This window comes from Streptosporangium sp. NPDC048886, from assembly GCF_055586905.1.
The window spans coordinates 230,843-253,079 of sequence record NZ_JBVJHH010000011.1; the positions used below are offsets into that span (position 1 = coordinate 230,843).

22 protein-coding genes are annotated in these 22,237 nt (G+C 70.4%); 16 read left to right on the plus strand and 6 right to left on the minus strand.

Features of this window, described 5'->3' with window-relative positions:
- Positions 1 to 15 precede the first annotated feature (15 nt).
- On the minus strand, positions 16 to 1,815 hold the full coding sequence (locus ACZ6R6_RS16265; protein WP_470093994.1) for a glycoside hydrolase family 43 protein: 1,800 nt from the start codon (positions 1,813 to 1,815) through the stop codon (positions 16 to 18).
- Between the two features lie 392 nt (positions 1,816 to 2,207).
- Here ACZ6R6_RS16265 and ACZ6R6_RS16270 point away from each other — a divergent pair, with 392 nt between their 5' ends.
- The 6 genes from ACZ6R6_RS16270 to ACZ6R6_RS16295 all read left to right on the plus strand — a co-directional run bounded on the left by ACZ6R6_RS16270 (position 2,208) and on the right by ACZ6R6_RS16295 (position 7,492).
- Positions 2,208 to 3,182 (plus strand): aldo/keto reductase, encoded by a 975-nt coding sequence (locus tag ACZ6R6_RS16270; protein WP_470093996.1) that lies wholly within the window; start codon positions 2,208 to 2,210, stop codon positions 3,180 to 3,182.
- 538 nt (positions 3,183 to 3,720) lie between these two features.
- Entirely contained in the window at positions 3,721 to 4,164 is a 444-nt protein-coding gene (locus ACZ6R6_RS16275; protein ID WP_470093998.1) for a DUF402 domain-containing protein, read from the plus strand.
- Positions 4,165 to 4,536: 372 nt separating this feature from the next.
- On the plus strand, positions 4,537 to 4,923 hold the full coding sequence (locus tag ACZ6R6_RS16280; RefSeq protein WP_470094000.1) for a YciI family protein: 387 nt from the start codon (positions 4,537 to 4,539) through the stop codon (positions 4,921 to 4,923).
- On the plus strand, positions 4,923 to 6,137 hold the full coding sequence (locus ACZ6R6_RS16285; protein ID WP_470094002.1) for an RNA polymerase sigma factor: 1,215 nt from the start codon (positions 4,923 to 4,925) through the stop codon (positions 6,135 to 6,137). The genes ACZ6R6_RS16280 and ACZ6R6_RS16285 overlap by 1 nt, the downstream gene beginning before the upstream one ends.
- Positions 6,138 to 6,167: 30 nt before the next feature.
- The gene (locus tag ACZ6R6_RS16290; protein ID WP_470094004.1) at positions 6,168 to 6,323 is read left to right on the plus strand and encodes a hypothetical protein; all 156 of its coding nucleotides are present in this window, start codon (positions 6,168 to 6,170) and stop codon (positions 6,321 to 6,323) included.
- Positions 6,324 to 6,571: 248 nt separating this feature from the next.
- Positions 6,572 to 7,492 carry a hypothetical protein gene (locus ACZ6R6_RS16295; protein ID WP_470094005.1) on the plus strand — a complete coding sequence of 307 codons (921 nt, stop codon included), beginning with the start codon at positions 6,572 to 6,574 and terminating at the stop codon, positions 7,490 to 7,492.
- A gap of 11 nt (positions 7,493 to 7,503) precedes the next feature.
- Here the strand turns inward: ACZ6R6_RS16295 and ACZ6R6_RS16300 are convergent, their stop codons facing one another.
- Together ACZ6R6_RS16300 and ACZ6R6_RS16305 are read right to left on the minus strand one after the other, a co-directional pair.
- Positions 7,504 to 8,463 carry a transposase gene (locus ACZ6R6_RS16300; RefSeq protein ID WP_470094007.1) on the minus strand — a complete coding sequence of 320 codons (960 nt, stop codon included), beginning with the start codon at positions 8,461 to 8,463 and terminating at the stop codon, positions 7,504 to 7,506.
- Positions 8,460 to 8,864 carry a transposase gene (locus tag ACZ6R6_RS16305; RefSeq protein WP_470094009.1) on the minus strand — a complete coding sequence of 135 codons (405 nt, stop codon included), beginning with the start codon at positions 8,862 to 8,864 and terminating at the stop codon, positions 8,460 to 8,462. The genes ACZ6R6_RS16300 and ACZ6R6_RS16305 overlap by 4 nt, the downstream gene beginning before the upstream one ends.
- A 94-nt stretch (positions 8,865 to 8,958) precedes the next feature.
- Here ACZ6R6_RS16305 and ACZ6R6_RS16310 point away from each other — a divergent pair, with 94 nt between their 5' ends.
- The 3 genes from ACZ6R6_RS16310 to ACZ6R6_RS16320 all read left to right on the plus strand — a co-directional run bounded on the left by ACZ6R6_RS16310 (position 8,959) and on the right by ACZ6R6_RS16320 (position 12,017).
- Entirely contained in the window at positions 8,959 to 9,297 is a 339-nt protein-coding gene (locus ACZ6R6_RS16310) for a HEAT repeat domain-containing protein (protein ID WP_470094011.1), read from the plus strand.
- A gap of 607 nt (positions 9,298 to 9,904) precedes the next feature.
- Positions 9,905 to 11,095 (plus strand): tetratricopeptide repeat protein, encoded by a 1,191-nt coding sequence (locus tag ACZ6R6_RS16315; RefSeq protein ID WP_470094066.1) that lies wholly within the window; start codon positions 9,905 to 9,907, stop codon positions 11,093 to 11,095.
- 40 nt (positions 11,096 to 11,135) lie between these two features.
- Entirely contained in the window at positions 11,136 to 12,017 is an 882-nt protein-coding gene (locus ACZ6R6_RS16320) for a hypothetical protein (RefSeq protein WP_470094013.1), read from the plus strand.
- A gap of 216 nt (positions 12,018 to 12,233) precedes the next feature.
- Here ACZ6R6_RS16320 and ACZ6R6_RS16325 read toward each other — a convergent pair whose 3' ends face one another.
- Complete coding sequence (locus tag ACZ6R6_RS16325) at positions 12,234 to 13,376, minus strand: ROK family protein (RefSeq protein WP_470094015.1); 1,143 nt, start codon at positions 13,374 to 13,376, stop codon at positions 12,234 to 12,236.
- 104 nt (positions 13,377 to 13,480) lie between these two features.
- Between ACZ6R6_RS16325 and ACZ6R6_RS16330 the strand changes: the two genes are divergently transcribed.
- Genes ACZ6R6_RS16330 through ACZ6R6_RS16355 form a run of 6 tightly spaced genes read left to right on the plus strand, consistent with a single transcriptional unit; the run spans position 13,481 to position 18,332 of the window.
- Positions 13,481 to 14,209 carry an amino acid ABC transporter ATP-binding protein gene (locus tag ACZ6R6_RS16330; RefSeq protein WP_470094017.1) on the plus strand — a complete coding sequence of 243 codons (729 nt, stop codon included), beginning with the start codon at positions 13,481 to 13,483 and terminating at the stop codon, positions 14,207 to 14,209.
- 21 nt (positions 14,210 to 14,230) lie between these two features.
- Positions 14,231 to 15,148 (plus strand): glutamate ABC transporter substrate-binding protein, encoded by a 918-nt coding sequence (locus ACZ6R6_RS16335; RefSeq protein ID WP_306868351.1) that lies wholly within the window; start codon positions 14,231 to 14,233, stop codon positions 15,146 to 15,148.
- Entirely contained in the window at positions 15,148 to 15,792 is a 645-nt protein-coding gene (locus tag ACZ6R6_RS16340) for an amino acid ABC transporter permease (RefSeq protein ID WP_470094019.1), read from the plus strand. The genes ACZ6R6_RS16335 and ACZ6R6_RS16340 overlap by 1 nt, the downstream gene beginning before the upstream one ends.
- On the plus strand, positions 15,789 to 16,613 hold the full coding sequence (locus tag ACZ6R6_RS16345) for an amino acid ABC transporter permease (protein ID WP_470094021.1): 825 nt from the start codon (positions 15,789 to 15,791) through the stop codon (positions 16,611 to 16,613). Before ACZ6R6_RS16340 ends, ACZ6R6_RS16345 begins: the two co-directional genes overlap by 4 nt.
- A complete protein-coding gene (locus ACZ6R6_RS16350) occupies positions 16,606 to 17,589 on the plus strand; it encodes an asparaginase (protein ID WP_470094023.1) in 984 nt (327 codons plus the stop codon). Before ACZ6R6_RS16345 ends, ACZ6R6_RS16350 begins: the two co-directional genes overlap by 8 nt.
- Complete coding sequence (locus ACZ6R6_RS16355) at positions 17,586 to 18,332, plus strand: copper homeostasis protein CutC (protein WP_470094025.1); 747 nt, start codon at positions 17,586 to 17,588, stop codon at positions 18,330 to 18,332. The genes ACZ6R6_RS16350 and ACZ6R6_RS16355 overlap by 4 nt, the downstream gene beginning before the upstream one ends.
- Positions 18,333 to 18,363: 31 nt before the next feature.
- On the opposite strand, the gene ACZ6R6_RS16360 is transcribed toward ACZ6R6_RS16355, so the two are convergent.
- Both ACZ6R6_RS16360 and ACZ6R6_RS16365 read right to left on the minus strand, forming a co-directional pair.
- A complete protein-coding gene (locus ACZ6R6_RS16360; RefSeq protein ID WP_470094027.1) occupies positions 18,364 to 19,662 on the minus strand; it encodes an erythromycin esterase family protein in 1,299 nt (432 codons plus the stop codon).
- Between the two features lie 238 nt (positions 19,663 to 19,900).
- Positions 19,901 to 20,293 carry a VOC family protein gene (locus tag ACZ6R6_RS16365; RefSeq protein WP_470094029.1) on the minus strand — a complete coding sequence of 131 codons (393 nt, stop codon included), beginning with the start codon at positions 20,291 to 20,293 and terminating at the stop codon, positions 19,901 to 19,903.
- A gap of 202 nt (positions 20,294 to 20,495) precedes the next feature.
- Here ACZ6R6_RS16365 and polX point away from each other — a divergent pair, with 202 nt between their 5' ends.
- On the plus strand, positions 20,496 to 22,178 hold the full coding sequence (polX, locus tag ACZ6R6_RS16370; RefSeq protein WP_470094031.1) for a DNA polymerase/3'-5' exonuclease PolX: 1,683 nt from the start codon (positions 20,496 to 20,498) through the stop codon (positions 22,176 to 22,178).
- The last annotated feature ends 59 nt before the right edge of the window (positions 22,179 to 22,237 follow it).

A 22,237-nucleotide genomic window follows, 5' to 3' on the forward strand; every position in this document is an offset into this window, starting at 1 on the left:
GTGAGGCGGGTGCCGTCAGCGCCGGTAGAGGCGGAAGTAGTCGAACTCGGCCGTGGCTCCGGCACCCCCCAGGGAGATGAGCCCGACACGCAGGTCCGTCTCCGCGGGCATCGTCCACACGCCGCCGAAGATCCACGACTTCCCGTCGCGGCTGGTGGCCGCGCGCAGCTCGTGCTCGCCGTTGCGCGGGTCGACGCGGTGGACGAGGCGCAGCCACGTCGTATCGGCGGGCGGCCCGACGATCGTGCCGCCGTAGGCGATCCGACCGGCATAGGGCATCTCCTTGCCGAACTCGGTCTGGCGGGTGTTCCAGATGGCGGCATGCACGAGCTTGGCGTAGAGGTCGTCGCCGCCGTAGGCGATCAGACCGGCCTGCTGGTAGTTGCGGACCGTGTCCGTGCCCAGGTCGATGCGGAGCTTCGTTTCGGCGGTCCAGTCGCCTTCGGGCACCCCACGTAGGAGCACCGAGGCGGTGTTGTCCTCCCGGTTGAGCTCGGCGGCCTGCGTCGGCCAGCGGAGCGCGCCGCCGCCGAGGCGTCCTTGCGGAGCGCGGACCCAGGTCCATCCCTGCTGCAGGTCCGCACCGTCGAACTCATCGCTCCGGGCACGGTCCAGCGGCCCCGGGCGCGGGTCGCGCACGGGCCTGCGCCCCGTGGCCACGCCCGGCGCCCGCTGCGGCTCCTCCGACGCCCACGCCCCGCCCCGGACGGTCGGCCACCCGCCGATCCAATCCAGCCGGTCGATCAGCATCGGCCGCTCGTTGATGCCGAACGGCTCGTCGAGATAGGGATCGTCTCGGTCGATGGCATGGTAGGCCAGCCAGTCCTGCCCGGCCGGGTCGGTCACCACGGCGTTGTGTCCGGTGCCCACCCAGCGGTTGCCGTTCGGTGCGATGACGATCGTGCCGCCGGCCCGTGAGGTGTTGAGCGGCGTGCTCTCGCGGTCGAGATAGGGCCCTGTGATGGCGCGGGAACGGCCGGCGTAGACGCTGTAGCCGGTGGCCGGGCCCGCGCAACAGTCAGCGGAGGAAGCGAACAGGTACCAGTAGCCGCCGCGGCGCAGGAGGTAGCCGCCCTCGAAGCGGTTGTCGATGGCGATCATGGTGGGGTCGCCCACCGCCCGGCCACCCGTGGCGTCGAGCCGTGTGATGTGGATCCCGCCGTAGTAGGAGCCATAGACAAGGTATTCGGTCCCGTCGGTGTCGACGGCATGACTGGGATCGAAGGTCCATTTGAAGTCGTCGGGGCCCCCGCCCCTGCGCGGGCCGACGACGGGTGCCCCCGAGTCGGTCCAGGGGCCTGCCGGAGTGGGGGCGGTGGCCATCCCGATCGCGTTGTCGTTGCGCTCCGGGGTGACGGTGGTCTGGGTGACGACGTAGTACAGCCGGTAGCGGCCGTTCACGCGGCGGATGTCGGGCGCCCACAGACTCGCGCCCGCCGCCCTGTCGGCCCACGTGGGCAGGGTCTGGGCGGTGAAGGCGTCACCGACGTGGCTCCAGGAGACCAGATCACGTGACCGGGAGATCGGCAGGTGGTGGGCACTCCTCTCCCCCTCGCGCAGGGGATCGCTGGTACCGAAGGCGTACCACCAGCCGTCCTCGCCCCGGATGATCGCGGGGTCGGCGAAGGTGTCGGCGAAACCGCCGCTGACCGGATTGGTGTAGGTCCCGCCCCCGCTGCCACGTTCCGCCGAGGCGGCTGCCGAGACGCCGCCCGAGGCGCTCTGCCGTAGAGCGGCCGAGGTGGCCTCCCGCGGGGAGGACGCGGCCGGGGCCGCCGCGATGAGGCAGGCCAACCCCGCGCACAGCGCTGTCATGCGCTGGACGATTCTGGCGCGCATTCGGATCCCTCTCGCTAGGGTTCGCCTCTCGCCGACGCTCACATCGGGCATCCAGCCTGGGCGATCTCCATTACCAGCCGTTTGTACAACGTTGCATTCAACGTTGTAAATAGCCGTCGACGTATTCGGTGATGATCGAAGCGCGCGATGTTCCCAAGGCGCAGAGCTCCGCGAGGCGTATCGAGAGCTGAGCAACCTTGACTGAGGGACGCTTTCGGCGGAAGCCACAAGACCGACCGCCCCTCCCAATGATCGTTTCCGGGCGATCCGCGAGCCGTGGCGATGCGTCGCCGGGATGAAGATGAATTCGTGACTCGAATCGCCGGCCGTAGGCTGAGCCTTGACAGCGATGATCAGGAGGTTCCGCCATGGAATACGTGCGCCTGGGTTCCACCGGCATGAAGGTGTCAAGGGTCTGCCTCGGCATGATGAGCTACGGCGACCCCGCCAAGTGGAGCGAGTGGGTCCTCGACGAGGCCACGGCGGAGCCGATCGTGCGCCGCGCGGCCGACGCCGGGGTCACGTTCTTCGACACCGCCGACGTGTATTCCGCCGGCAGCAGCGAGGAGGTCACCGGCCGCCTGCTCCGCAGGATCTTCTCCGACCGGGACGACTATGTGCTGGCCACCAAGGTCTTCTTCCCGATGGGCAGGGGTCTCAACGACCGCGGCCTGTCCCGCAAGCACATCCACTCCGCCATCGACAACTCGCTGCGCCGTCTCGGCACCGACCACGTGGACCTCTACCAGATCCATCGCTGGGACCCCGAGACGCCGATCGAGGAGACCATGCTGGCCCTGCACGACGTGGTCCGCGCGGGCAAGGCCCGTTACCTCGGCGCCTCCTCGATGAGCGCCTGGCAGTTCGCCAAGGCCCAGCACGTGGCCGAGGTCAACGGCTGGACCAAGTTCGTCACCATGCAGAACCACTACAACCTGCTCTACCGCGAGGAGGAGCGGGAGATGAACCCGCTCTGCGCCGACCAGGGCGTGGGCCTGATCCCGTGGAGCCCGCTGGCCCGCGGCGTGCTCGCCCGGGCCGGCTCGGAGGAGGCCACCACCCGCGCCGGGAGCGACGAGCGCATCGGCGCCCTCTACACCGACGCCGACAACGACCGCCAGATCCTCGACCGGGTCGCCCAGGTGGCCCGGGAGCGCCAGGTCCCCCCGGCCCAGGTGGCGCTGTCCTGGGTGCTCCGGCAGCCGGGGGTGTCGGCCCCGATCGTCGGCGCGACGAAGGACAGGCACGTCGACGACGCCGTCGCCGCGGTGGACCTGGCCCTGACGGACAAGGAGCTCGCCTTCCTCGCCGAGCCGTACCGCCCGCGGGCCGTCGCCCACTGACGCGCCCGGCCCGGTCCCGCGCGCCGGCTCTCCCGGCCCGCAGAGCGGCCTCCTTGTGACCGCATCCGCCGGCGCGGTGAGCTCGGCGGCGTCGCGTCCCAGCCGCTCCAGCTCGTAGACGGTGAACAGCACGCGGCAGTGCGGGGCGTGGCCCTTGGTCTCGTGCGCGAGCGGCGGCGGGTACGGCGCAGCGGGTCACCGGGCAGCCAGCCCTGCTCGCGCCGCCAGGCGCACGCCGAACGAGGGCGTCCAGGCGGGCGTTGATGGTGGCCGCGGCCGCGCCGAGGCGGGATGCGTTCTCGCTGGCGTTGAGCCGGTGCACCGCCGCCGCAAGGGGCCTCCCGAACCGCTGTCGCAGATAAGCAGCGGGAGTCACCGGTGCCGAGGCGAGGTGTTCTCCCAGGACGAGACCCCCGCTGTCGCAGACAATGCGCCCCTGTCCGCGGTTGTTCGGCACGGGGAAGTCTTGTGGGTCTGCACGCTCGTGGCCAGGCCTTTGAGCTGATGGTGTTCCGGTGTCCGAACCGGCGACAACATCGTGGCCTACGCTGTCAAGACCCTTCCTCCGTGGCGGGTTCCCGGCCGACCCACGATCGATCGCTGCTCTGTCATCGCGGGCGAAGGCATACAGATCCGGAAGCCCGTCACCTTCGTCGACGCGCTCGAAGGCGGTTGGTACATCGACCTGGTCGAACTGGAGGAAGCGGGCCCGAAGCGGCTGCTGGTTCACGACCTCTACGTGGACATCGTCGTGCCCCCGGTCAGCCGGCGCTACGAGGTACTGGATCTCGACGAGCTTGCTGACGCACTGCAGGACTGCGCCATCGATGCCGCCACTACAGTCGGAGTGTTGCGCAATGCCCAGCGCTTCATCGACAAGCACCTGCGCAACCTGGACCAAGACCCGCCGAGTTCGTGGCCGGACTTCCCGCCGGCAGCCATTCTGAACCTGGCTGAGCTGCCCCCCTTCGACGTCGGATGAGGAGCTGAATCAAAAGCTGATGGCCCAGCGATCGTCCGGGCGATCGACGACTGTCCCGTTGGCTCCGCTCTGACCGCGGACAACTGCAAGGTCTGAGGGCCCAAGCGATTCTCAGAAATGAGAGGAGATCCACAGGCGCGAGCAGGCACGCCAGGGCGCTCGACCAGGGCAACCAGCCGTCGTCACCGAATCGTCGTCAAGGTCGTCTCTATAGCGCCAAAATCCGGTCCGATCCTCCCCGGAGGCGGGGCCGGGGCCGGGATCGGCTGCGTCGCGGCGAGATTTCTCCGGGGCCGTGTCGATCCGCGGGCCGCTCGTTCGACGTGTGGGTGCGAGGGTCGAGAGGCGGCCCCGCCGGATGAGGAGAACGCGATGCCGAAGTACATGCTGATCATGCGGGGCACCGATGAGACGAACGCGGCCATGATGGCTTCGATCGACGAGGCGATGGCCGCGACCGGCCGGTTCATCGAGGAGATGATCAAGGCCGATGTCCTCCTCGCGGCCGAAGGGCTGGACGATCCGGGCCGGGGCGTCGTGGTCGACTTCAGTGGCGAGGCCCCGGTGGTCACTGACGGGCCGTACGGCGAGACCAAGGAACTGTTCGGTGGCTACTTCCTGCTCGATGTCGCCACGGAACAGGAGGCGGTCGAGTGGGCCAAGCGGGTCCCGGCGGTCCGCGGGTCCAAGATCGAGGTCCGGCGGGTGGCCGAGGCCGACGAGGTCCCGCAGGGCAGCGAGAGCAACGGCCGGATCTGATGGGTACGGCCGACGTCGAGGCCGTCTGGCGGATCGAGTCGGCCCGGATCGTCGCCGCGCTGACCCGGTTCACCGGCGATTTCGGGCTGGCCGAGGACGCGGCCCAGGAGGCGGTGGCTGAGGCGCTGGTGTCGTGGCCGCGTGCCGCTCCGGCCAATCCGGCCGGCTGGCTGATGGCCACGGCGCGGCGGCGGGCGATCGACGCGATCCGCCGCCGGACCGCCTTCCAGGACCGATACGCCCTACTGGCGGCCGACCCCGCGGTCGACCAGGAAATCGACCCCGACAAGATCGACGACGACGTCCTGGCGCTGATGTTCGTCAGCTGCCACCCGGTGCTCTCCCGCGAGGCCCGGGTGGCGCTGACCCTGCGCGTGGTCGGCGGCCTGTCCAGCGAGGAGATCGCCCGCGCGTTCCTGGTACCCGTGCCGACCGTGCAGGCCCGCATCACCCGGGGCAAGAAGACGATCGCGGCGGCCGGGGTGCCGTTCGAGCTGCCGTCGGCCGGCAAGCGCCGGGAACGGCTGGGCGGCGTGCTCAGCGTCCTCTACGTGATCTTCACCGAGGGGTCGACGGCCACGTCGGGCGACCGGCTGCTGCGCCCCGACGTCGCGTACGAGGCGATCCGGCTGGCCCGCACGCTGGCCGCGCTGCAGCCCGACGAGCCGGAGGTGCACGGCCTGCTCGCGTTGTGCGAGCTGACGGCCGCGCGCTTCCCGGCCCGGACCGGCCCGGACGGCACGCCGGTCCTGCTCGAGGACCAGGACCGGCGGCTGTGGGACTTCCCGGCGATCCGCCGGGGGCTGGCCGCGCTGGCCAGGGCGTCGACCCGCGGCCTCGGCCCCTACGGCCTGCAGGCCGCGATCGCCGCCGCCCACGCGTCGGCGCCCTCGGTCGAGGCGACCGACTGGGACCGGATCGTGCTGCTCTACGAGGCGCTCGGCCGGGTCGCGCCCTCGCCGGTGGTCGAGCTCAACCGGGCCGTTGCCGTGGCCATGGCCTCGGGTCCGGCGCAGGCCCTGGCCATCGTGGACGAGCTGATCGCCTTGGACCGGCTCCCCGGTTCGCATCTGGTTCCGACCGTACGCGGGGAGCTGCTGGCCCGCCTCGGCCGGCGACCGGAGGCGCGCGCCGAACTGGAGCTGGCCGCCCGGCTCTGCGCCAACCAGCGCGAACGCTCAGTGCTGCTGCGCAAGGCGGCCGCGCTGGACTGACTTCCCCAGTGTGAGGAGTTCCGGCTGAACGTGGCCGCCGGCGCGTGCCTGGCCGCCGCGACCACTGCCCTGACCGGCTGGGCGGACGAGGGAGGCGGACCGGATCCCGCTGAGCTCATGGCACGCGCGCCGGCCATCGTCACCACCGGCGCCAACTCTCCGAACCCCACCGAGAAGGAGACATGACAATGCACCAGCAGATCCGCCGCGTGGTCACCGGACACGATCGCACGGGCAGGGCGATCGTCGTCGTCGATGAGACCGGGCTCGCCCTCGAACCGCCGTAACGTCCAGCTTCCACCCTCAGTATGTGCGAGGACTGCTGGCCGACATCAGTCGGAAGAACCGTTGGAACCTGGCCATGGAGGCCTGAAGCTCTCGGACCTCGGAAAGAAACCGGCAACATTCCGATGACTTCTGGCATCTCATGAAGCATGAGATTGCGTACAACTCTCGCGACATTCCTCCTCGCCGCCGTAACACTGATCGGACAGCCTGCGGCGGCTGCCACACCGGTCACGATCGCGTACGCGCAGCTGACACAGACCTGGGAACTGGTGCTCACCAACGGAGACGTGGTGGAGGTGCCGGAGGCGCTCGCCAAGGCGCCTAAGAATGCGGTCAATGCCGGTGCCCGGGCGCCGTTCCTGGTCAGTGGGGATGGGCGGCATTTTCTTTACTTCCGGAAATCGGATGGGCGGTTCGTCGAGCGGACTCTGAACAGCAAGGAAAGGGTTGTGTCACGGCAGTTCACTGCGGACACGATCGGCGAGGAGTGGCCGTGGGTGTCGGACGACGGCAGTTACGTGGTCACGGGGACCTCGGGGCCGGGGCTGGGAGTCTTCGCGGACCTGCGGAAAGGCAAGGTGTTGGAGCCTGGCGGAGAGACGGATGAGTGGGGCTTCCGCGGATTCAGCCCGGACAGCAAGCGGTTGTTGCTGGAAGGGGAACGGTTGACGGTGTTCGACCGAGGGTTGCGTGCCCGGATGCGGCTGAAGACGCGGCTGTCGCCGAGGGCGCTGGCGAATGACTACGTCACGGCGGCGACGCCTGTCGGCACGTACGGCAAGTATCGCAAGCTGCGCCTGCTCAACCTGCGTACCGGCCGCGCGACCGGAACGGTGACCGTGCGGTTGCCGCGCGGGCAGTACATCGAAGACCTCGACTTCGACCAGGCGGGACACGTGATCGTCCGATCGAGGACCAAGACGGGGGTGGCTATCTACCGGGTCTCGAAGGCGACCGGCAAGGCGACCCTGCTACGGACGATTACCCGGCCTGACGAGGAAATTTGGGTGCTCCCGGGGGACGGTACGTACGAGCTGTGGACGGAGAGAAAAAGCAAAGGCGACTAGTGCTGGGTTCCTCAGATGCTGTAGGTGAACTGGCGGCGTAGGGGCATGGGGACCGGCGGTGGCCGTCCCCAGCCCCGGGGTTCGGCCCGCTGGTTGAGCTGGGTGGTGGCGATACAGGTGGCCTGGTCGATGTCCTTGCCATCAGCGAAAGACACTCCGGCCAGAGCCTGGTGGCGGAAGATCCGCCACCAGGCTTCCTGCAGGTTGAGCCAGTAGGCGCCGACCGGGATGAACGCATGCCGGATACGCGGATGGTCGGCCAGCCAGGTCCGGGTGGCCAGACTGTCATGGCTGGACAGGTTGTCGGCGATCATGAAGATGTCGCCCTCGCCGGGATTGGCCTCTTCGACCTGCTGCAGAAATCGCTGGTAGAAGACGCTGTTGCGGGACGGGACGGTCATCGTGACCGCAGCGCCGTCCGCAACACGAAGCGCGCCGTATACCCAGGTCTTGTCAGGGCCGCGAAAGTACTCCAACGGGACCTTGACCCGGTGGCCGTCAGCGGACCAGGCGGGCGCGGGCGGGAAAGTGCGCGGAACTACCGGCCCCAGCTCGTCGGCGCAGACGACGACCGCGCCGGGCGGCGGGTCGGTGTACAGGCCGACGACCGTCTTGACCAGCGCGATGATCCGCGATCGCTCGGTCTGGGTGATCCGCGATCTGTGGCCGGACCCGGGCCGGTCGCAGAGCCCGTCCAGGCCCTCGGCGTTCAACCGACGCAGGTAACGGCGGTTGGCGCGAGAGGAGCAGACCTTGTCGGCCATCGCTCGCGCCGGCCGCGTGCGGGGCCGGCCCAGGCCGCGGCGCCGGATACGGATGGAGTCCATCAACGGGATGAACCGCGGGCAGTCGGCATGCCGACCTGGCGAGGTGAGCCGGGCGATGGGACGGCATCGCCGGTCGGCGACCAGGTGAATCTTGGTGAACAGCCCGCCGCGCGACCGGCCGAGCGCCTCGCGGCCCGACGTCACCGGTTTGTGATCTTCGCGGGCCCCTTAAGGGGATGTCGGCGGCCGGGGCGTGCCGCGCCCCGGCCGCGTGCTGGTGCGCGCGCCACGGTGGAGTCCACGCTGACCGTCCAGTCCTCGCCTTCCGCCTCGTCGCATCCCGCACGCAGCCCATCCAGGATCCGTTCCCACGTCCCATCCAATGACCAGCGGCGATGCCGGCTGTATACGGTCTTCCAGGGCCCATAACCGTCCGGCAGGTCCCGCAACGGCGAGCCGGTCCAGGTCCGCCAGAAGATTCCATTTATCACCGTGCGGTGGTCCTTCCACCGCGCACCCCAGCCCGTGCTCACCGGCAGCAGTGGCCCTGGCCGCGCCCACTCCTCATCCGTTAGATCATGACGTTTCAGACGCTCCTCATCCACACGGATGATCTACACCAGATCGGCGCCAAAGATCACGGGATGCACCCTGGTGCTGTGACCACGGACATTCACCGGGTTGATTAGCCTTGGTCGGGTGACAGAGCGGTTCGGAGAAGCCATGCGGCTGATGCGCTGTGCTGATCCGCAGAAAAGGGAAGACGGCTTCTCCTTGCTTCGATCACACGTTGTCGAACATGTCGAAGAACTCATTGCGGAGTTCCGCGCTGAGCCTGAGGACCACGGGCTCCGCTGCTGGCTGCTGGAACTGATCGGGGAGGCGAAATCCCCGTCGGCGTTGCCGTTGCTGAGCGAGCTCGTCAACGACGAGGACGAGGCTTTCCGGTACTGGGCCGTACAGGGGCTGACCCGTCTCTCCAGCAAGGAGGCGCGGCAGGTGCTGTGGCGAGCGCGCGCCAACCGCCGCATCGACTGATGTACCCATGCCTGGTGGTGTAGTCGGGTGGCACGGGTGCGTGGTGCATTCGATAAGCCTGACCCTTGGTCCACGAACCTGCGGGCCGAAGTCAGCGTGCCAGGCAACCCGGGAAACGTTTGTGGTCACAGCGATGGCCGCCGTCAGGTGTCGGCAGCCTGCGGGTCCACCGGAACGGCCGCCGCGCGACTCGGGTGCGTCATCCGGTACGCCAGCAGCCCAGCAAGATCGAATGTGGGTTTTGGCCTATGTGGGCCGCCCCCTACATGAGTACGCCCCGCACGACCTCCAGCCCGCCGCCTCCGCGCGCAGTACCGCGCGGAACCGGTCCAGAGGCCGCCGCTCCCGGCTGCTCCTGCGCACGCCCAAGGCGACCCCGCCCGGCCTCCTGGTCGGCTGCCTGCTCGACCGGAGGCTTCGGCCTCGCCGTCGCCCTCGCTGTGGCCCGCGTCGGCCTGGGGAGCTTCTACCCTGATCGACCGTCCCAGCCTGGCGCAAGGACGCCCAATTATCATGAAATATACTGATAATTCACCTGGCGGATTCGACTGGTCACTGTTTGGAATCATCGCTTGGCAAAGCGGTTCACGTAGCTCGAAAATGGGGCGTGCGAGAAGCAGACACCGCAGACACGGACCCTTTATCGGAGCCATCGGAAAAATCCGATCAGGATGCCCGAATAGCCTACGAGCAAGCGAGCGAATTACGTCGCAAGGGACTGCCGCAGGAGGCACTGACACTCCTGGAAGGCATTCTCCGCCGCGACCCGGACCACACCGCCGCGCGTTACGCGCTCGTCGTGTGCCTGACCGACCTGGGACGCGCCGCCGACGCCGTCCCCCACCTGCGCCGCGTGCTGGCCGCCGTGCCCGAGCATCACGAGGCGGCCTACCGCCTGGGCCGCATCCTGCAGGCGGCAGGCGACCGAGCCGGAGCCACGGACGCCTACCGGCGCGTCCTGGAGTTCGCCGAGTTCTCTGATGCGCGCGCGAGACTGCGTCAGTGCGAGCAGCCGCCTTCGGGCACCGCTCCCGGCAGCTCCACCGACCTGAGCCACACCTTCCCCTCAAGCGAGGAGGTTCCGCCGCCGCTGCGCACCCGGGTGGACAGCCGCCACGCCGTCGACCGCGGCGAACTGAAGGACGCGCTCCGGCTCCAGGCCAGACACCTCGCCCCCGCCATGCTGGGCAAGGCGCTCCTGTCCACGGTGGCCGCGGTCCTGCTGGTGGCCGCACTGGTCGGCGACCTGCCCGGTGTGCCGCTCTTCGTCGTCGCCGGCATCCTGTTCGGGGCACCTCGGGTCGCGGGGGCGGCAGCGCTGCTCGTCGCCGTGGGCGGGATCGTCACCGGATATTTCCGCCCACCGGTGCGGATCTTCGGCAACCTCGGGGACGCGCTGGCCCTGCCGTCCCTGGACACGCTGCTCTCCGTCTGTGGCACGACCTTCATCCTGATCATAGTGGTCATCGGGATTCCGGGCGCTCTCCTGAATTCCTGGATCAATGGATCGGACGTCTACGAATACGGCGTCGAGGTAAGGAGAGGACTTATCCGGCGCACCGTCCAATTCATCTGGTATTACCAGATTGTTGAGTCGCCCAGCTATCTGCGCACCCTCGGCAGCTACTTCACGCACACCGCGTCGCTGGGGATCCGCTACAACGACAACGGGGCGTCGTCCGTCACCCGGATCGAAATGTCCGGCGTCGGAACTCCGGCGCTGGTCAAGAAGATCGGCCGCTACCTCGAATCCCGCATCCCCTCCGAACGCCTGCCGATCCGAGGGCCGTGGACCTGACCTCCGGCCTCCCACCTCAGACCAGAACGGAGTGGCGACGATGGCTTCGGGCTCTGACAAGCACACGACAACCGAACACCAGCCGGCCGAACATCCCGGCAAGACGCCGATGGGCCAGGAGCACGCGCCACACACCGCGTCGCAAACCCTGGCCGACCACCAGGCGGCCGAACACTACTCCCCGCCCTTCACCATGACGGAACACTCGGCCTCCCACGAGGCTCACAAGACGGACCTGGCGCCGCAGCCCAAAGCGCCGCACCACGAAGCCGGCCTTCCGCAGGAGCCCGCAGACCACGCCACGCCCGCACCCGCGGCGTCCGCACCACACACGCCGGCCGCCGGCGGCACCCCCGAGCAGCCGATCCTCTTCGACGCGGGTGCTCGCGAGGAGTGGCAGATCAGGCCGCACCACGCGCAACCCGGGCTGGACGGCGGCGTACCCGCGGACGCGGCGCACCGGCCAGGAATCGCGCAGAGCGAGTTGGACCAGGTCCAGTCGCACAACGGAATCGACGATCCACAGTCGTTGGCACCCCGCGTCCTGGAGTCACACGGGGGTCCAGGTTCCAGTGACTCCCACACCACCCCCGCGCACAAGCCAACGGTCTCGACCGAGCACCATGGAGACCTCCGGCCCGGGGCGAGCGACGACGCGTTCCCGTCGAAGGGGCCTTCGACGGGAACGCTGCCAGGTACGGACTTCGGCGACCCCCACGTCGGCGGCACCGGCCACCACACCGGCGACGGCACACCCCACGGTCATCTGCCGGGCACGGACTTCGGTGGGCAGAACTCCAGCGACCTGCCGGAAACGGACCTCGCCCTCGGCACCGGCCCCGATCAGCCGGGCACCGGTTTCGGCATGGATCACGGCTTCGCCCACCACGCGGACATGGGTCCGCCACCAGTCATCGCCTAGTAGTGCTTGGTTAGGCGGGGACAGGCTGGGCGTGTCCGGGTAACGCGCGGCGGCAGATGGGGCAGACCCCGGCCCAGCAGGCCAACAGCAACTGCAACTCGGCGATGACCCGGTAGGTGCTCAAGCCCCACTGGCAGGCTCGGAGGGGGCCACCACCCGCGCCGGTTCTCCGGCGCGGGTCGGCCGGGGCCCGTGTGGCCCGGCGGGCCCGCCCGCTCAGCCCAGGACGGTGTCCAGGAGCAGGGAGCCGGCGCCGAGCAGCGCCGCGTCGGGACCCGAGCGGGTGACGGCGATCTCCAGGTCGCGGGTGGCCAGCGGCAGGCAGCGCTCGTAGACCGCGGCCCGGATCGACGCGATCAGCGGCTCGGCCGTGGACAGGCTGCCGCCGACCACGATGGCGTCGGGGTTGAGGAAGTTCACCAGGACGGTGAGCACCTCGCCGATGAGGCGGCCGGCGTTCCTGACCAGCGCGGTGGCCTCGGGCACGCCGTCGTTGACGGCCGCGACGACGTCGGCGGGCCGCCGTACGGCGATGCCCTGCTCGGTCAGGGCGCCCATCAGCGCCGCCCCGCTCGCGTATGCCTCCAGGCAGTCGGAGTGACCGCAGGAGCACACGACGGAGGAGTCGGAGCTGACCCGGACGTGGCTGATGTCGCCGGCCGCGCCCCTGCCCCGGTGCAGGCGGCCGTCGACGATCACGCCGCACCCTATGCCGCTGCCGGCTTTGAGCACCATGAGATTGTCGCAGCCGGGCCAGGCTCGGGCCTCGCCGACGGCCAGGAGGTTGGCGTCGTTCTCGACGAGCACCGGCAGGTCGTAGTGCGCGCCGAGATGCTCGGCGACGGGGAAGCTGTTCCAGCCGGGCATGCGTGAGGGGGACACCACGCGGCCGCTGGCGGGGTCCACGGGCCCGGGGATGCCGGTGGCGATCCCGCGCAGGGGGACGCCGGGCGGGCCGTGGGCCAGCAGCAGCTCGTCGAAGGAGGCCGCCATCCAGTCGAGGGTCGCCTCCGGGCCCAGCGCGATGTCGCAGGGACGCTCCTCGACGACCAGGGGGGTGCCGCTGAGGTCGAGCAGGCCGAGCCGGACGTGGTGGGCTCCGAGGTCGGCCACCGCGAGCAGCCCGGCGGTGGGACTGACCCGCAGCCGCCGTGGCCGCCGTCCGCCGCGAGAGGTGCCCGACCCCTCCTCCACGAGCAGCCCGGCCCCGATCAGCTCCTCCACGCGCAGGGAGACGCTTGACGCCGCCAGGCCGGAGAGGCGGGCCAGCTCGGCGCGCGACTCGGCGTGGCCGGTGGCGACGAGACGCATGAGATCGCCCTGGGCTCCCCGCACGAGCAACCTCTCTTTGCCTGACATGGACAGAGGAATACCACGTCTGTACTTACTACGGCAACGTGTTGACTTCAGCCGGAATCATCCATTACGTTCCGCTTTATCTTCGATTTCGAAGGAAGACGGCAATGATTCAGGTGCAAGGGCTGAACAAATGGTTCGGCGATCATCACGTGCTGCGCGACATCGACCTTGAGGTGGCGCAGGGCGAGGTCGTCGTGGTGATCGGCCCCTCCGGGTCGGGCAAGTCCACGCTGTGTCGCTGCCTGAACCGGCTGGAGAGCGCGGGCTCGGGCGACATCCTCATCGACGGCGTCCCCGCCCCGGTCGAGGGCCGCGAGCTGGCCAGGCTCCGGGCCGACGTCGGCATGGTCTTCCAGTCGTTCAACCTCTTCCAGCACAAGACCGTGCTGGAGAACGTCATGCTCGCCCCGGTGAAGGTGCGCGGCGTCAGCCGTGCCGAGGCGGAGCGGACCGCGCGGGAGCTGCTGGCGCGCGTCGGCATCGCCGAGCAGGCCGGCAAGCTCCCCGCGCAGTTGTCGGGCGGCCAGCAGCAGCGGGCGGCCATCGCCCGCGCGCTCGCCATGCGGCCCAAGGTGATGCTCTTCGACGAGCCCACCTCGGCGCTCGACCCCGAGATGGTCGGCGAGGTCCTGGACGTGATGGTCCAGCTCGCCGCCGACGGCATGACCATGGTCGTGGTCACCCACGAGATGGGCTTCGCCCGCCGGGCCGCCGACCGCGTGGTGTTCATGGACGGCGGCCAGATCGTCGAGACGGCCGAGCCGAACGCCTTCTTCGAAGCTCCCCAGACCGACCGGGCCAGGGACTTCCTGGCCAAGGTACTCACTCACTGATCGCAAAGGATGGTGGGCCCGATGGTGTCCATGAAGCGGATGGCCGCTGTCGCCGCCGTGTCGATGATCGGCCTCTCGGCCTGTTCCGGCACGGATTCGGGCAGCCCGGCGGTGCCGGGCGAGGCCAAGGGCGGTGATCTGCTCGCCAAGGCGCCGGTGGCGGCCGCCGCCGACATCCTGCCCGGCTCCACGATGGAGAAGATCAAGCAGCGCGGCGAGCTGATCGTCGGCGGGTCGCTCGACGCCCCGCTGCTGTCGCAGCAGAACCCGACGACCGGCGAGGTCGAGGGGTTCGACGCGGACATGGGCAAGGCTCTCGCCAAGTACATCATCGGCGAGCCCAAGGTGAAGATCGTCAACTCGGCGTCGGAGACCCGTGAGGCGCTGCTGAGCAACGGCACCGTCGACGTCGTCTTCCAGACCTACACGATCACGCCGGAACGGGCCGAGCAGGTCGCCTTCGCCGGGCCGTACTACTCCTCCGGCCTGACCCTCGCGGTCCGGAAGGGCACCTCGGGCATCGCCAAGCCGGAGGACCTCAACGGCAAGACCGTCATCGCCGGGGCCAACACCCCGGCCATCCCGGCGATCAAGAAGCTCGCGCCGCAGGCGAAGATCGTGACCTTCGGCAGCGACCCCGAGTGCATGCAGGCGCTCAAGCAGGAACGCGGCGACGCCTATGTCCAGGACGAGACGCTCCTGATCGCCAACGCCCAGAAGGACCCCTCGATCCAGGTCGTCGGCCAGCCCTTCACGACCGACCCGTACGGCATCGGCCTCAAGCACGGTGACGACCAGTTCAAGAAGTTCGTCAACGACTGGCTGAAGAAGACCCAGGCCGCCGGTCTCTGGCAGCAGACCTGGAAGAACTCCATCGGCACGGTCGTGCAGGGCGAGGCTCCCGCCCCGCCGCAGATCGGCTCGGTGCCGGGCTCCTGATGTCGGCGATCCTGGATCACCTGCCCGAGTTCTGGCAGGGACTGATCGTGACCCTCCAGCTGACCGCGGCGTCGTTCGCCGGCGCCGCGGTCATGGGGCTCGTGATCACGGCCATGCGGGTCAGCCCGGTCGGCGTGCTGCGCGGGATCGGCACGGCCTACGTGGAGACCTTCCAGAACCTGCCCCTCCTGGTGCTGCTGGTGCTGGCCGTCTTCGGCCTGCCGGAGATCGGGATCAAGGCCGGCCTGCTGGAGACGGCCATCGTGGTCATCGCGCTCTACGAGGCCGCGTACATCGCCGAGGCGCTGCGCTCCGGCGTCAACGCCGTCTCCGCCGGGCAGGGCGAGGCGGCCCGCGCGCTCGGGCTGACCTTCGGCCAGTCCCTGCGCCACGTGATCCTGCCGCAGGCGCTGCGCACGGTGATCCAGCCGCTGGGCAACGTCTTCATCGCGCTGACGATGAACACCTCGCTCGCGGCCGCGGTCGGCGTGGTCGACCTGACCGCCGCGGCCAACCGGGTGAACCTCATGGAGGCCCAGCCCATCCCGATCTTCGTCGGGGCGGGCCTGGCCTACGCGCTGATCGCCGCCTGTGCCGGGTTCGTCACCGGGCGGCTCGAACGACGGCTGGTGATGGTCCGATGAGCAGCCTGCTCTTCGACGAGCCCGGGCCGCGCGCCCGCCGCAGGATCCGGATCGCGACCGTGGTGGGGGCGGTCGCGGTGCTCGCCCTGCTGGCGCTGGCCATACGCCAGTTCGCCGCCAACGGCCAGCTCGACGCCGACCGCTGGCAGCCGTACGCGACGTGGCCGATGTGGCGCTACCTGCTCGACGGACTGTGGTCCACCGTGCTGGCGGCGGTCGTCTCGGCCGTGCTCGCGATGGCCGCCGGGCTGGCGCTGGCCCTCGGACGGCTGTCGCGGCGCCGGTGGGTGCGCGTGCCCTCCGCCACGTACGTGGAGGTCGTGCGGACCGTCCCGGCGCTGCTGCTGGTCTACGTCGTGCTGTTCGCGCTGCCCCGCTACGGGCTGGACCTGCCGCTGTTCTGGAAGCTCGTGGTGCCGCTGGCGGTGTCGAACGCGGCGGCGTTCGCGGAGATCTTCCGGGCCGGGATCCTGTCCGTCGAGCGCGGTCAGAGCGAGGCGGGCCTGGCCGTCGGGCTCACCCACGGCCAGACCATGCGCATGATCGTGCTCCCGCAGGCGGCCCGGCGCGTGCTGCCCTCGATCGTCAGCCAGTCGGTCGGCCTGCTGAAGGACACCTCGCTGGGCTTCGTGGTCAGCTACGCCGAGCTGCTCTACAGCGGCAAGGTCCTGGCGACCTACAACGGCCTGCTCATCCAGACCTACATCGTCGTCGCGCTGGTCTACCTGGTGGTCAACGCGTCGCTGTCCAAACTCGCCCGCACCCTCGAAGCCCGCCAACCGCGAGCCCGCCAACCGCGAAGGAGACTCTCCCGTGCCTGAACCCGTCCCGCCCGCCGGGGGAGCCTCCGGCTTCGTCCCGCTCGCCGAGGTGGTGCGTTCGGGATTCTCCGAAAGCGTGCACTTCGGCAGCGCGGTCGGCCTCGCGCCCGACGGCGGCACCGCCGTCGCCCGCGGCCTGGTCGGCGCCCCGGTGCTGCCGCGCTCGTCGGCCAAGCCGTTCCAGGCACTGGCGTGCCTGCTGTCCGGCGCCGACCTGCACGGCCCGCGCCTGGCCATCGCCGCCGGCAGCCACACGGGTGAGGATTTCCACGTACGGCTGGTCGCCGAGATGCTCGGCGAGGCGGGGCTGGGCTTCGAGGCCCTCGGCTGCCCCGCCGACTGGCCGGAGGACGAGAGCACCCGGCACGGTCTGATCCGCGAGGGCCTGGCGGCCTCGCGCGAGCGGATGAACTGCTCGGGCAAGCACGCCGCGATGCTCGCCGCGTCCGTGGCCTCGGGATGGGCCGTCGACTCCTACCTCGACGCCGGCCACCCCGTGCAGCGGCGGGTCCGGAGCGTCGTGGAGGAGCTGTCGGGAGAGGAGACGGCCCACGTGGCCGTCGACGGGTGCGGCGCGCCGCTGTTCGGACTGTCGCTGACCGGGCTGGCGCGGGCCGTGCAGGCCCTGGTCCTCGCCGCGCCCGGGACGGCGCCGCGGGCGGTCGCCGACGCGATGCGCGAGCATCCCGAATACGTCGGCGGGACCGGCCACGTCAACACCTCCCTGATGCGGGCGCTGCCCGGGGCGGTGGCCAAGGGCGGGGCCGAGGGCGTGCTCGTCGTCGCGCTCGCCAGCGGGCACGCGGCGGCGGTCAAGGTCATCGACGGCAGCCCGCGGGCCACGACGGCGATCGCGCTGGCCACCCTCCGGGCGGCGGGCGGCGACGTCGCAACGGCCGGGGAGTTCGCGAGTGTTCCGGTGCTGGGCGGGGGCGTCCCGGTCGGCGAGATCCATGTTCTGGGGGAAGAAGAATGAGCCTCACCTACGAGATCTGCATCGACAGCACGGCGGGCGCGCTCGCGGCCGAGCAGGCCGGGGCCGACCGGGTCGAACTGTGCTCGGCGCTCTTCGAGGGCGGCCTCACTCCGACCCTCGGCACCGTCGAGACGACCCTCGCCGCGGTCTCGTCGATCCGCGTCCACGTGATCATCCGTCCCCGGGGCGGCGACTTCATCTACGACGAGCACGAGATCGCGGCCATGGAGCGCGACGTGGCCACCTTCCGGGAGGCGGGCGCGCACGGCGTGGTGATCGGGGTGCTGACTCCGGCGGGCGAGGTGGACGTCGAGGTGGCCAAGCGGCTCATCGGCGCGGCCGAGGGACTCTCGGTCACCTTCCACCGGGCCTTCGACATGACCGCCGACCCGTTCGCCGCCCTCGGCGCGCTCACCTCGCTGGGCGTCGACCGGGTGCTCACCTCCGGCCAGGACACCACCGCGCTGGAGGGCGCGCCGCTGATCGCGTCCCTGGTCGAGCGGGCGGGCGACGATCTGATCATCATGCCCGGCGGCGGCATCACGCCCCGCAACGTGGACCGGGTGGTGGCGGCGACGGGGGTCAAGGAGATCCACTTCGCCGCCCTCGTGGACGCACCCAGCCCGGCCGTCCACCGCAACCCCCACCCGTTCATGGGCGGCGAGCTGCGCCAGCCGGAGTACGCCCGGCGGATCACCTCCCCGGGCCTGGTCTCCGAGGTGATCTCCGCCTCCGGGCGCTGAGGGACCGCCACGCCGGGGTCCGGCTCCGGCCTCACACCCCGGTGGGCAGGGTCTCCAGCTCTCCCCGGCCCTCCCGCTCCAGGTGCAACGGCTGGAGCGCGGAGGTCCTGGCGATCCAGCACAGGGCGTCGTAACGGTCGCCCATCGTGCCGGGCACGTAGTTGCGCCACTCCCGTACCGGGTCGTAGACCACGCCGATGGCGCGGTGCCCCAGCCGGGCCCTCAGCCAGCGGGCGTCCGGCCGGTCGGCGAAGACGAACAGGGCGCGCTGCTCCGGGCCGGTCCCGGCGCCGCCCAGCAGCCCTTCGAGGGTGTCCGGAGGCGGCGGGGGCACCGGCATGACCTCCATGGGCGCCCCCCACCGCGGGGCGGCGACCACCTCGCCGTGGGCGGTGGCGGAGCCGACCAGCACGACGCCGTCCGCGCCGTGCCGCTCCCTGGCGAGCCGGCCGAGGTTGACGATCCCGCCCCGCGCCATGTCCGTGGCCCTGGCGTCGCCGACGTGGGTGTTGTGCGCCCACACGACCGCCTTCGCGCCGTCGCCGTGGAAGTGCAGCAGCCGCTCCAGGGTGTCGGCCATGTGGATGTCGCGGACGTTCCACGCCTCCGCCCCACCGCTGATCATGGATCGGTAGTAGCGGTCGGCGGCCGCCGCGACCTCGGCGTTCTGCCAGATGTTGAGCCGCTCGACCGGGTCGGCGGCCTCGGCGGGCAGCGCGTGCCGTACCCGGCACAGCAGTTCGACCGCCTCCCGCTCGCACCCCTCCGGCACCAGCCGGACGCTCCGGACGTAGGTCTGGGGGTCCTCGCCGCAAGGCTCGAAGCAGCGGTAGGCCTCCAACGCCGTCTCCACGTAGTCGGGGTGGTATTCGTGCAGGTAGAGGACGACGGTCCGGAGGGAGTCCCACAGGCTGTAGACGTCCAGGCCGTAGAAGCCCACCCGCTCCCCGGCCGGCCGGAGCGCGTTGTGCCCCCGCAGCCACCGGCAGAAGTGCGCGGTCTCCGCGTTGGCCCACATCCAGGTGGGCCAGCGGTGGTAGGCGTCCAGGGCCTGCGTCGGATCCTCCGGGGAGCCGTCGGCCAGCGTGACCGAGCGGTGGACCTGCCAGCAGTCCGGCCAGTCTCCCTCCACCGCCACGAAGGAGAAGCCGCGCTCCTCGACGAGCCGGCGGGTCAGCGCCGCCCGCCAGGCGTGGAACTCGTGGGTTCCGTGACTGGCCTCGCCGGCCAGCACGCACCGGGCGTCGCCGATGCGATCCATGAGGGGGTCGAGGTCGGCCGCCTCCTCCAGCGGGAGGGCCGTCCCCCGGATCTCGTCCGTCTCTTCCATGCGACATCCGTTCAGCGGTGACCCGGCGGCCGGAGCGACCGGATGCGTCCCGGCGGCGCGGGGCCGCCGGGACCGCCGGGCGCGGCCCGGGCCTCCTCCGCCGTGGCCGGAGGAGGGAGGACCTGCCAGGTTTCCGTGTGGCTTTCGCCCTTCACCGGCCTTCCCTACCCGCCCGTCCGTCCGCCTTGTCCCCGCGTTCGCCAACGGATGCTTGACCCTCCCGGGAGGGCGGGTGCGCTCACTCGTCCATGACGTACGGGTGGGTGAGGAATTCGAGCGAGTGGCCGTCGGGGTCGTCGACGTACACGCCCCGGCCGCGGTGACGGTGGTTGATCTGCTGGGGCTCGGTATGACCCGGATCCCCCCAGTGGGGCAGCCCGCGCTCGGTGATGCGGGCGTAGATCTCGTCGAACTCCTCCTCCGAGACCAGGAACGCCAGGTGCTGCATGACGATCCGGTCGGCGCGGACGATGGAGTCCGCGTAGTCGACGGTCACGCCGTTGGCGAGCGGGACGGCGGCGAACGGCCCGTAGGCCCGGGGCTCGGGCGCGCCGAGCAGCCCGGTGAGGAAGCGGGCGGAGGCGGAACGGTCACTGCTGTGCACGATCGTGTGGTCGAGCTGCGCTGGCACGGGACCTCCTGGTGACGTCTGGGAAACGACTTGCTCCTACGACGTTACGGCCGGGGCCCGCGTCCGGCATCGGGCCTTCGGCCTACGTCCAACGGCCCCCGGCGGGACGGCCGGCGCCCGGACCCGGGCGCGGCGGCGTGAGCCCGGCCGTCCCGGCGGGACGGCCGGGAAAACGTCGGTGCGATCTTCTAGGCTGAGCCCCATGGCACGAGCTAATGACGCTGTGGCGGCCGCCCTGGAGGAATACGCCGAGCTGTTCGCGATGACGGGCGGCGACGCCTTCCGGGTGCGCAGCTACCAGAAGGCGGCCAAGGCGATCGCGGGCTTCCCCGACGACATCGCGGCCACGGCCGTGCGGAGCGTGCCGGGGGTGGGCGAGGCGATCGCCAAGAAGGTCGAGGAATACCTCGAAAGGGGGAGCTTCCGCCAGCTCGACGACCTGCGTGGGAAGGTCCCCGGCGGGGTGCGGAGGCTGACCCGGGTCGCCTCGCTCGGGCCGAAGAAGGCGGTCTTCCTCTACCAGGAGCTCGGCATCGACTCCCCCGAGGCCCTCGCCGAGGCCATCGGGCAGGGACGACTCAAGGGCCTGAAGGGCTTCGGCGCCAAGACCGAGGAGAACCTGCTCAAGGGGATCGAGCAGCTCGAGCGGGACGGCGCCAGGGTGCACACCGGCGTGGCCATGCGCCTGGCCGAGCGGATCGTCGCCTCGCTGGCCGCCGAGCGGATCGCCCACGCCGGATCGCTGCGCCGGATGAAGGACACCATCGGCGACATCGACATCCTCGCCGTCGGCCCGGTGACCCTGATGGACGACTTCAAGGCCATGCCCTACACCGCGGAGGTCATCGCCTCGGGCGAGAAGAAGACCTCGATCCGCACCGTCGAGGGCCTCCAGGTGGACCTGCGCGTGGTCCCGGCCGGCTCGTGGGGCGCCGCGATGCAGTATTTCACCGGGTCCAAGGAGCACAACGTCCACCTGCGCGAGATCGCGGTGAAGAAGGGCTGGAAGCTCTCCGAATACGGCCTGTTCGACGGTGACCGGGTGATCGCGGCCGAGCACGAGGAGGACATCTACCAGGCGCTCGGCATGCCGTGGATCCCGCCGACGCTGCGCGAGGACGGCGGGGAGATCGCCGCCGCGCTCCGGGGCGAGCTGCCCGCGCTCGTCACCGTCGGCGACCTCCGGGGCGACCTGCACACCCACACCGACCTGACCGACGGCATCGCCTCGCTGGAGGACATGGTCGCGGCGGCCGGCGCGCGCGGCTACTCCTACTACGCGGTGACCGACCACGCCCCCGACCTGGCGATGCAGCGGATGACCCTGGACAAGGCCCTGGAGCAGCGCGAGCGGCTGCGCCGGCTCCAGGGAGACCACCCGGGCATGCGGCTGCTGCACGGCTCGGAGCTCAACATCGCCCCCGACGGCTCGGTCGACTGGCCCGCGGAGGTGCTGGCGGGCTTCGACGTGTGCGTGGCGAGCGTGCACTCGCACTTCAGCCAGCCGCGCGAGGAGATGACCCGCCGTTTCATCGCCGCGTGCGAGAACCCGCACGTGCACATCATCGGCCACCCCACCACCCGCAAGATCGGCGGGCGCCCGCCGGTCGACGCCGACTGGGACGCGGTGTTCCGCGCCGCCGCCCGCACCGGCACCGCGATGGAGATCGACTCCTTCCCCGACCGCTCCGACCTGCCCGCCGATCTCGTACGGCTGGCCCGCCACCACGGCGTGAAGTTCTCCATCGACAGCGACGCCCACGCGGTCCCCCACCTGGACAACCAGCGCTTCGGCGTCGGCCTCGCCCAGCGCGCCTGGCTGACCGCCGACGACGTGATCAACACTTGGCCGCTGGATCGGCTGCTAGCCTTTCTGAATCGCTGACAGTCACATAATCCTCACTCCCCCTTCGCAGATTGCATGGTTTTTTGGTAGGAAATAGA